The following is an 11746-nucleotide window of genomic DNA, read 5'->3' on the forward strand; positions in this document are numbered from 1 at the left end:
ACGATAGGTGTCGTTGCTGTAGCTGCCCGACAGGTAATCGTTACCGCCCCTGCCCTCGAGAATGTCTGCACCGTCGCCTGCTGAGAGCGTATCGTTGGCGAAGCCGCCTATCAGGGTGTCAGTGCCCGAAGTCCCGCTGATCGACTGTGAGACGGCAACCGTGAACGGAGCGCCAGCGAAGTTAAATCCGGTCAACTCGTCGATCTGGACACCGGAAAGACGAAGCAACGCGCGTGCATCGGCAAGATCACGGATTCCCGTCCTAGCGAAGTAGATCAGCGTATCGAATCCATCGGCCGCAGCGACGATGTCACCCTCGAGCCCTTCGCCTAATGTGATATCGAGACTGTCCCCGTCATCGCCGGTCTTGAAATTGACAATCCGGTCGACCTGATCACCCCATGGTTCGACTGGTACGAAAATGGCATAGTTGTTCTGTGCCGAGGCGCCGGCGAGCTGACGCGCAAAGCCCCCCGAACCTATGAGGTCCACCTTGCCCACCGTGTCCGGATCGGGTCCGCCAGCTTGCAGCGTCTCGATCGAAAGTATCCGCACGCGCTGATCGTTTGTGGCCCCGCCGGTCGCTCCGCCAAAGCCATACCAAGCCTGAGTATCACCGCCGAAGAGGGCGCTAACCACATCTTCCGTCTTGGTGCCGATCAGGGTGCCATCGATCCAGTAGCTGAACTGCGTGGCCCCGGCATCCCACTTGATAACGACATCGTGCCATGCGGCATCCTCGAGTTGCGCGAAATCATGGCGGGGATCGTAAGCGTTGTCCCCAAGCTGGCCGTTGTAGATCAATTGGGTGAAGTCGGTGGACTGGCCCCAAGTGTCGAAGATGATACCGAAGGAACCAGCGACGAGTGTTCCCATGCCGCCGCCGCCCGCGCCAGTCAGTTGGCTTGCATTGATGTTCTGCAGCGCGAACGACATGCCATCGGCACCGCCATCGTTGGCGCCGAAATACATCTGCGTGGTCCAGACAACATCTTGGGCAAGGTCGATCTCGCCCCAGACTGCGCCGACTTTGTTCCCGCTATTGGGCGTAAGCTGATATTCGCCTTGTCCCAGTGACGTGGCTGAACCGACCGTTGCAAGCCCCTCGACATTATCGATGAAACCCGTTGCATAAGTAGCGATACCAACAGTCGGAGAACCTTGTCCCATGCTGCCCGAGCCGCCACTACCGCCCGAGAAGACGACGTCGGCGAAGGGATCAGCCCCTGAGCCCTGATCCCCCGATGATCCGCTGGCGAAATCACTCAGGTCGAGTTGCTGATATGCGGTTGTGCGCGAAACAGCCCCTCCCATGAAGTAATTTGAACCTTGGTAGGGGGCGGGATTGCTGGAACGGACCGTAAGAGTGCCCGTCTCGACAACCCAGTCTTGCGTCCCAGACTCGGCATCGCCGTTACTCAACGGCAAGGCAGTGCCATCCAAAGCCACTACGATTTCATCGATGTAGCTGTCGTTGTTGCTGCCGGCACGGCGATTATGGTCCTGAAATATCCGGACTGCGGCTGCTCGGTCCGGCGCAACCGCCAACAGGCTGCGCTCGGTCCAGACGGTCGGGGCCGAAAAGTCCGCCCAGGTAACCGTGCCAACCGGAACGTCATTGCTATCAACGAAGCCGATACCGACACGCGCTTGGTCCGAACCGGAATATGAATTCTGCCACCAAGTGACGAGCACGGTCGAAGAAATCACCGAGGACAACAACTGCTCCGCATTCCATTGCGTGCCGTCCCCAAAGACCACCTTGTCAATCGGCGGCGCGGAAGCCGTGGCCTGTCCAGTGATGATCAGCCGGTCATCGCTGCCCTTCAGCCGGATTTCGAGATCGTCACCTGCCCGCACCACGACGATGTCATCCGTCGTGAGCCCCGCACCAAGCTCCAGCGTATCGTAAGAGCCGATCCAGTTGCCCGCCTCGGTGATGCGGTCGCGTCCGGAACCGGGGCCAAACCGATATGTCGTGTCACCCACGCCACCGTTCAGGATATCGTCTCCTAGCCCGCCATCAAGCGCGACCGCGACATTGACCGCACTACCGAAATCGATCGCATCGTCGCCCTCGCTGCCGACCCCGGCATGGGCGAGAATGTCCGGCAGATTCCAAGTGACGCCGCCTTCAGCGAATTCGAACTGCTCGACGCCATAGTCCACGCTGGCGCTGCCAGCATGGAACATATCGCGAATTGTGATGCGGTCCTCGGTTCCAGCAATGCCGATCACCAGGTCGGACGGGCCAACCGAGAGGAAAGTAATGTCGGAAGGCAGGATTCCGGCTGCGAAGCGTATCTTGTCGATACTGCCGGGCGCAGCGCTTTCCATGTCATTGATGACGTCCTGCCCATCGCCGAGCGCGAAATAATAGATGTCGGCGCCGTTGCCACCTTCAAGCAGGTCATCGCCAAGGCCGCCGGTGATCACATCGGCACCGCGTCCGCCGACGAGGTGATCGTTGCCGAGGCCACCGTAGATCTCTGCGCCGATGGTCGGCTGCGCGATGTCGCCCGGTACGACGATGTAGTCGTCGCCGTCGGTCGAAGCGGCCATGAGCGCCAGCGCTTGATAGGTCACGCGCATACCGTCAGCGAAGGTAACCGCGCCCACGACGGCGTCGGGATCGCCCGCCGTGCCGACCAGAGTCACCCGATCGTCGGTTCCCACGATCGCCAGAACGAGGTTACCGTCGAGGCCACGCGATACGGCGAGATCAGCAAGCGCGATGCCTGCGCCGAAGGCCAGCGTGCCCTTGCCGTCGGTGCTGCCGTTACTCTCGATACGGTCATGCCCGTCGCCGAGCGCAAAGCGATAGACGTCCTCTCCGCCACCGCCCACGATCACATCGTCACCCGAGCCGCCTGTGAACGTCTCGCTGCGGCTCAATCCAACAAGGCGATCATCCTGCGCAGTACCAGCTCCAACCACCAAATCGCGCAACTGGTCGCGCGTAAAGCTGGTACCGTCTGAGAAACTCACGGTATCGACGCCGCTCCAGCCCGGCGTGTAACGCAGCACGATCTGGTCGGTGCTGTCGGCGAAGGTCAGGAGCAGTTCGTTGCGCGACGGGTCTATCTGCGACACGCGCATCTCATCGGCCCGATACCCGCTGATCGTCAGCACGTCCGTGCCGCCGACATCGTCGATCACATCCTGGCCATCGCCCCGCACGAAAGCGTAAGTATCGTTACCCGCGCCGCCACTGATCTCATCGTCGCCCTTGCCCGCTGCAAAGCTGTCCGCACGCGAGCTGCCGGTGATATTGTCGTCGCCGTCACTTTCCTGACCGGCTACCGATGCCTGAACGAGCGCTGCCGCATCCCACACCGTTCCATCGCCGAATTCGATATCGGGCAAAGCTCCGCTGCCGAGCCCGCCGCGTACGATCAACTGATCGCCGCTCTCGGGAAACGCGATGATCAGATCCGTGGAATCCGGCGATGCCAGCCGCACCACCGCATCGCTGAACGCGTACGCTGCCAGCACCACGGTTGCGGCCGTAACGCCCGAAGGCATTTCGACACTGTCGATCCCGTCCCCCGTGCCAATGACGACACGGGCATTGTTGGCGAGAATGATCCGATCATTGCCGGCACCCGGAGCAAACGCCTTGTCGACCGGAAGCTCGCGCATATCGACAAGGTCTTGCCCGCTGTTTGGCAGCCCGTCCCGGATCAGCGCACGCACGTCGGCAAGCGAGAGCACAGTGCCGTCGGAGAACTCGAAACTCTCCACCGGCCTGACACTGTAGCCGGACAGGATCACCAGCCGATCATCCGTCCCGGCAATCGAGATCAGAAGATCCCCGTCGATATTGGCGAAGCTGACCATGTCGCTGGTCAGTTCCTCTCCGAAGACAACGCGGTCGACGCCGCCCGCATCGTAAACACTGTCACTGCCGTCGCCCACGCCGAAGCGGTAAGTGTCGTTGCCGAGCCCGCCTTCCAGCGCATCGGAACCACCACCGCCCGATAACGTATCATTGCGATTGTCGAGACCGATCAGATGTTCGTCAGCGTCAGTGCCGGTGAGCATCCGGTCGATAATCTCGTCGATCGTCCAGGTCGTGCCATCGGTGAATTCATAGCTTTCGACCCGCGTCGTGGTCAGGCCGTTGACGACGGTGAGGACATCGACGCCATTGCCCAGGTCAATCAGCAAGTCGTTACCGCTGCGGCTGACCGCGATGTCCTCGACACGCACCGAAGCCCCGAAAATCACCCGGTCGACGACGTTGATCGCATCGGCCTTCTCGATGATCGTATCGAAGCCGTACCCGGCGGTGAACGCGTAAGTATCGCCTCTGGAGCCGCCGATCAGCGTATCATCGCCCTGCCGCCCGTCGAGCACGTTGGGCTGGTCGTCGATACCCTGAATGACATTGTCGCCGCGATTGCCCCCGGCGATCTGCAGCAGCTCTTCGATATCCGAAATCTTGCGCGTGGTGCCATCGAACAGGCGAAACAGTTCAACGCCATCCTCGGCATCCCGGAACTGGTTCTTGATCCTGAGGGTATCCGTCCGGCCGACGATCGAGATGAGAAGATCGTCTCCGTCCTTGGTGAAGACCAGATCGTCGAAACTGGCGATACCCCCGCCGAACTCGACGACGTCATCGACAGGCACATGGACACCGCGGCGATCCTGCCAGGAGGCACGTACCCGGCGGTCAATGATCACATCCTGACCGTATCCGGCGTCAAACTTGTAGGTATCGCCGCCGTCACCACCGGTCAGCGTGTCATTGCCCGCACGCCCGTCGAGCGTTTCAGCAAAGTTGGAGCCCGTGATCGCATCGTCGCCATTGGTCCCGACAAGATCGATATCCTCGGGGTTGACGTCGAGGAAAGAGATCGTGCGGTCGGTGAAGACAAGGTCCTCGACCGCGTAAGTCTGCGCCCCGTCGCGCACATACTGGTTCTGCAGCACGAAGCGCTGGCCGGTCGCCGTGACAGTGACGACAAGGTCCAAAGCGGTGCGCCCGAACGTCACATCAGTCGATGCGAGGCCTCCAAACACCACCTTGTCCGCGCCCGAGCTGTCGAGGATCGTGTCGTCACCCTCGCCCGCCGCGACATGATAGGTCTCGTTCCCGCCGAAGCCGATCAATGTGTCATTGCCGACCCCGCCATCGATCTCATCGGACAGCTCGTCGTAGCCGTAGATGGTATCGTCACCATCGGTCTTGGCAACGTCGATGTAATGCTGAGCCAGCTTGTAGGCAGACCATGCAGTGCCGTCGCCGAAGACGATGTCCTCAATAAGATTGGTGAACCCAAGAAACGGGATCTGAGCCAGGAAATCCGACAGGACGACCTCATCCTGTGTCCCCGCGACACGCATGTGCAGATCGTCGCTGGGGCCATCACGCAGGAATTCGAGGTCCGTCCAACGAATGTCGTCGAGGAATTTCAGCGTATCGTGCTGCGGAGGATCGAACAGGCCCGGGATGTTACCATCCACGATGACATCACGCCCGTATCCTCTGCCGAAGAGGTAAGTATCGTCACCTCCCCGGCCAGTCAGATAGTCGTCGCCCGCGCCGCCATCCAAGGTATTGGCATTGATAAAGCCATAGATAGCATCGTCGCCGTCGGTCTTGGCGTTCGCCAGCACCTGCTCGACGATCTGCGTGAATTCCAGGCTGGTGCCGTCCTCGAAAATGAAACGTTCGATCAGGTTCGGTGCGACATAGTCGAGCCCATCGCTGCTCCCAAGGGCATCGGCAAAGAGTCCAAGCCCGGTCTTGATACCTGCGAACTGGCCGACGATCTCGATGGTATCCGTGGTCTCATTGCCATCGGCGTCGAGCAGCGTGATCTTGAGATTGCCGCTCTCTCCGTCACGGGTAAGCTTGAGGTCGCTGGCGGTTATGTCGCCACGGAAACGCAGAAAATCGATGCCAGCCTTGATCGGACCGAACGAGAAGGCCCCCTGATCATCGATAACGTCCTGTCCGTCACCACGTTCGTAAATGTAGAAGTCTCCGCCGGCCGAGCCCGACATGTAGTCGTTGCCCTTGCCGCCCCAGAGAATGTCAGCCGAACCAGAACCGACCAGACTGTCGTTGTAGTCACCGGCCGCGCGATCCTTGTCGACCACTTCCATCGCCATGCGGAAGCGATCCCAGACAACGCCGTCAGCGAACACGATGGCATTGACGCCTGTATCAAACTGCTTGCCGTTGGAGAGATAACCGTTGAGTTCGCCCAAAAACTGGTCGGTCAGCCGTATCGTGCGCCCGTCATCGGTCTGGAGAATGAGATCCTGCCCGATACGGACCGCCTTGATCTGATCGGACAGAACATCGGTAAAACGCAATTCATCGGCGTCGCCGAGATCCTGATCATAAATGACATCGTTGCCGGAATCCTTGCCGACAAAGTAATAGTCGGCGCCCTTCCCGCCGGTAATCTGCTGGTCTCCGCCCGTCAGGACGAAGAAATCGGTGCCATCGGTTCCGGCGACATCAGTGTCGCCCGGGCCATGCTCCACGATCCGCGTCTCGTCGACCGAGAGCGCATGAGCCACGGCCTCCAGATCAAGATCAACGCCCACATTCTCAAATGCGGGCAACAGCATCTGCATGATGAAGGCCTGGTCGATCGAGACGGCGCCGCCCAGCATATTGCCGTCACCGGAAGGCTTGTAATCGGGATATATCTGCCAGAGGATCTCATTCCAGTCGGTCAGATAGTCGAGCACGGCATCGTCGGCATTCGAAGCCGGAGCCCCCTCGAAGATCGCCTCGAACATCGGCGCGAGTTCGCGGTTGCGCATCTCCCCCGTCCCGGCGCCGACCTCGACCGGAACGGAATGATAGGAATCGGTAGCGACATCATAGGCTATGCCCCGCGCGAAGCCCGACAAGCCGCCCTGCAGCGCGAGCCGAACTGCGAAACGCCGCGAAGTGACGATGTATTGCTCCATCACCGGCTGGAGCATGTCGATCATCGTATTGATGCCCGAAACGTACTTTTCCGGATCGGTCGACAGATTGGCATCGCCCGTCGGGCCTACCGCATAAGCGATGTGCCCCGTTGCATTGTCCAGCGTTGCGGAAAGCATCTGCGGCTGGAAATCGATACCGCCCAGCGACGTCGCAAAATGGAACTGCGCAGGCGTGAGCAACTCGACGCGATAAGTGGAATCGTCGGTCGAATTGACCTCGTCCAACGTATCGAAATCAATCGCATAGTTGCGCAAGTTGAACTCACGGGAATCCCCAGTCTTCCACTCCAGCTGGATCGCACGATCAAGGTTACGGGCCCAGACGTAGAACGTCCCGTCCCGGTCGGTAACCTGGACCGTGTAGTCCACCACCTGCCCGTCCGTGAAACGCACCCCGATCGCATCGACAGGCAGATCGGCATAAGGATTGAAGCCGATCTCTTCGATGCGCCACTCGGTTCCCGCATCATGCGCAAGGGCAAGAATGTCCTCCCTGGCCGCATAGTTCGTCGCCGGATCGGAAGCCAGCGTCCAGGTGCCGTCCGCCTGCTTCATGCCATAGTCGAGGATGACGGCCCGCCCATCGACAACCTGCATCAGATACGGCGCCTCGTCGCGGAACTCGATCTGCACCGTACGGTCGGACGGCGACCACATCTGTTCCAGCCGCCAGCCGGCGCCCATCGCCAGCATATCTTCGAGCGATGCGCGTGCAATGGACGCACCTTGGGCATCGACCACAGGATCGCCGCTCGCGAGGCTCCAGTATCCGCCGTCCGCGTCCTCGACATAGACGCCGCGATCGAGCAGCACGGCATGGCCTTCGGCATCCGTCCCGACCAGCACAGGCGTCAGTTCGCGGGTGAGTTCCAGCGTCTCGCCCCACTTGCCGAGCACATCGCCCGCCTGCGCCACAAGATCGCGCAGGTTGGTGGAGGTCATCGAGGCGGCCGCTGTCCTCGCCAGTTCCTCAAGCGCGACATCATTGGCCATGGCGACCGAAAGGTCGGTAATCCGTCCGAAGCCCTTGCTATCGAGCGCCGTACCGGCCTGCCAGTCCGCCTTACCCGCCTCACCGGCGTATTTGGTGTCAGTATCGCTTGAAGTGAACACCGCCTCGAACATCGTCGAAACCGCGCCCGATGCGAACGTCACGCCGCCGTAGGACAACAGCCTCGTGCCTGCCGCCGTGGTCGCGCCCAGCGGCGTCGAGGACAGCGACAGTTCGGCTATGCCCAGTTCGTCGAGCGACTTGAGTTCTCCGGCATCGGTCTCCCCGTCGCCGTCGGCATCCTGCCATACCCGCAAGTCCGCCCAGACCGCGTCAGCCATCGTGATCTTGCCGTCGCCGTTACTGTCGGACTGAGCGAGATGGGCAAAGCCACCGTCAAACCGTCCGCCGAACATCTCGGAGATGTCATCGATCCGCCCGTTACCGTTGCGATCGAGAACCAGGAAGCCGTCGTCGCCCTTGAGCCAGCCCGTCTTTTGACGGAACAGATCCCCGTCGAGGTCGAACCAGGCATTGCTGAGATCAAGCCCGGTCGTCTCGATTCCGTCGCCGTCCAGATCGATGACCAGCGGGTCGTTCCCCGCAGACCACTCCAGCGCCTTGGCGAAGCGGTGCGTCGCGGCCACGGTCGATAGGAGTGTATCGGCATAGACCGAATAATAAAGTGCGGCCCCGATGGCCCCCGGCACAAAATTGATAACGGGCAACAGCGCCTGCAGCGGATTGACCGCGCGGAACACCATGCCGAGCGAGCCCTCGCCCTCCAGCCCGAACTGCTGCGCCCCCAGCCGCGAGCCGACAAGATCGACGTTCTCGACCTTCATCCAGCCGCCGAGCGCGCCGTCACTCGGCGGCGAAAGCGGGCTGCTTCCCAGCCCGAACACCGCGCGGAACAACTGGTCGAACTGGTTGGTGATGTACATGTCGAGGTTGCCCTCGGCATCATACTTGAAGCCGTAGGTCATCCACGGCAGCAGATGGTCCTGGTAAATCCCTTTGGTCGGGTCCTGCAGATTACCCTGCAGAATATTGGCAAAACCGATTGCGCTGCCGACAAGGCCGTTGATCGCGAGCCCCGCAACACCGCCGTTCGCATCGCCACCGGTCAGCGGCAGGCCATAGAACTTGAGCACATCGCTGTGCTGCGCATCCATGATGGTCGTGTCAGAGGCATACCAGAAGTTGTCGGAATTATCGTGCCCGTCCTCGATGATTTTCTGTTCACCATCCTCGAAATAGGCATAGCGCCCACCGCCAAGAGAAACGCTGCCCTGCACATCGCCCCAGATTTCACCGCCGTCCGAGGTGTTGTAGATCCAGTCGCGACCGAGGCCGCCGACGGTGATGGCCTTATCGCCGCCGGTGGCGAGAACCCAGTCATTTCCTTCACCGCCATCTAGCTTCATCTGCAAATCGTTTTGCGCTGTCGGACTATCAGGCAGTTCAGGTAGCAATGATTCGCCACGCGACGCCCTCGCGGCGTTTTCCGCTCTTCGAGCGTCTGCTTCCGCCTGCATGACAGGATCGATCGCGTCGCCCGCCTTAATGAAACGTGCATTGCCTCCCGCGACAATGTCGTTCCCTGCGCCGCCCAGCGCGGTGACGGCATCTCGAACATAAAGTTCATCGTTTCCGGCCCCGGCGTCGACAAACCCATTGTTCTTCGCAAAGAACATCTCGTTCGCATCGGTGCCGGTAAGTGCAGCGGGCTGCCCCTCCTTTAAGGGATCAACGATGTTACGCCTCAAAAGCCCAAGTTCTGCGGCCCCATCCCGGAAAACCGGCGCGTTGAAATCGACGCCCATGGCGTTCGCCACAATGCGCTCGACAACATGCAGGTTTTTCTCGATCGCCGTTCCTATGCGCTCGATATCGTCGTTGATCCGGCGCCAGCCTTCAGCGAGGTCAGGACCCAATTTCCCCAGAAGCTGAATGCCGTTGGTGACAGCGTCGTAGAGATTATACGCAGCCCAGGCGGCGGCTGCGAATGCGGCACCCACTTCACCGAGCAACGCGCCCGCGACCGCAACAGTGCCCGTTACAAGGATGGCACTGACAACAACCGCAATGCTGTACTGCTCTGCGACCGCGATGAAATCATCCCAACCGCCACCACTAAGGCCCTTCTTGAATGGCTCGTAAGCCATGTTCAGGAATTCGACGACATCGCCAAGAGGGCTGCCTCCGACAGTGTGGACCAGCGAATTGACGGACTTGCCCATCGTCCCGACGAGGGTCTCGCTGAACTCCGAGAAGGTCTTGTTCAAACCATCTTTGAACTCTTTGAACTTTTCCATGAGGCCGGCGAAAGCGTCATAGATGAACTGGAAGCTGATCGTTTCCGGCACATAGCGATAAAATTGCGCAACAAGTGCTTCAAGGAAAGCGCGCGTTTCTTGTTCTTCGCTCCAACCTGCCGGCGATGCCTTGTGGGCAGCGTACAGCATTATGCGTACCGCGGCGCTCAGCTTCTTGCCGTTTTCAATCTCTTCGGACAAAGGTGTATCCGGACCACCCGGCGTCGCCTCCGCCAGCAAGGCTTCGATGTTCGCGACCTCCTGATTCGAGAGGACACCATCGGTCTGCTTAAGCCGGGCGAAGAGCTTAAGACCGAAGTGGTAGCGGAACTCCTTATTGGTCATTTCCGCGTTGTCGCCATTGGGGCCGGCGGTCAAAACCGAGGTTATATGCGCATCAATCGCGCTGGCTTCGCCAATCGAAAGGGCGCTGTAGTCGCTGGTGCGATGCTCGGTACGCCACTCGGCCCACTTCGTAAGAAGTTCCGCCTGCGTGGCGGTCATGACATCGGGATCGCCGCTCTGGTTGAGAGACGCCATGAAGCGATGGAGGTCATAGACCGCCCGCTTCTTCGCCACAGTATCCCAATTGCTTAATTCAGCCTCGCGCGCCAGTTCGCCGAGCGCTGCGATGTTGAAATTGTTGTAGCCTGGGTGAAAACCGCTCTGGATATTCCAGCCCATGCCAGAGGCCTCGATTGCCGAGGCGAGAGGGCCGTTTTTCAACGCGTCGCGCGTGTCGCTGCTGCTAAGCAGGCCGATCAGGTTGCCCGCACCGTTAATCTTGAAGCCGACTTCCGTAATCAGCGCCAGCGCACGTTCGCCGACCGCGTCTTTGGGATTTGAAAGTTCGCCAACGAAGATATGCTGCGTCTGAAAACTGAAAAGGAAGAGATAACCGTCGCTCATTGCCCGCCCTCCACGATCGTGCAGGGCGTGAGGCACCAATCCTTGTCCAGCTTTGCCGCGATCAACGCCTGCGCGAGCGCATCGGACATGAATATCTTGTTATCGAGCACTTCCTCGACCCAGAGATCGGGTCCGTCCAACGCCGCAGGTGAAAGCGCCACTTGCCCTTCGCCCCATTCCTGCACCTTCCAAATCTGCTGGCCGGTCCTGTGATCGACCGCAAACTTCGCCACATTCGGGCTCGCCTCGGGCACCAGCGTATTCTTCCGCGCCCCGAAATTGAGCAAGAAGAATTCACCCGGATAGGGCGTCTCGAGATCGGCCTTGTAAACGGGAAACGGCACCAGGCCGCCCTCGCCAAGGTCGAACCGTGAGAGGATTTCGGCAAGTTTGCCCCTGACGACATAAATGCCGCCTTCCGCGAAAAGATCGCCCACCTTCTTGAAGTATTTCTCGTTCCAGACCGCGGCTGCTTCGGGCATCTGTTCGCGGCTGAGCGCGATGCCTCGACAATACTGATTGAGACCAGCGATATACTCCGGGCTTCGCGGTGAACGAAGCCCGGTCT

The 11746-nt window shown here is 60.2% G+C and carries 2 protein-coding genes; both read right to left on the reverse strand.

The features are described from left to right. On the reverse strand, nt 1–11178 hold an 11178-nt coding region (locus MTR66_RS20740; protein WP_243924568.1), incomplete at its 3' end, for a calcium-binding protein. Beyond that, the coding region (locus tag MTR66_RS20745) for a hypothetical protein (RefSeq protein WP_243924570.1) at nt 11175–11746 on the reverse strand (572 nt) is incomplete at its 5' end. The genes MTR66_RS20745 and MTR66_RS20740, both read right to left, overlap by 4 nt.

Source organism: Novosphingobium beihaiense (genome assembly GCF_022832375.1).
GTDB lineage: Bacteria > Pseudomonadota > Alphaproteobacteria > Sphingomonadales > Sphingomonadaceae > Novosphingobium > Novosphingobium beihaiensis.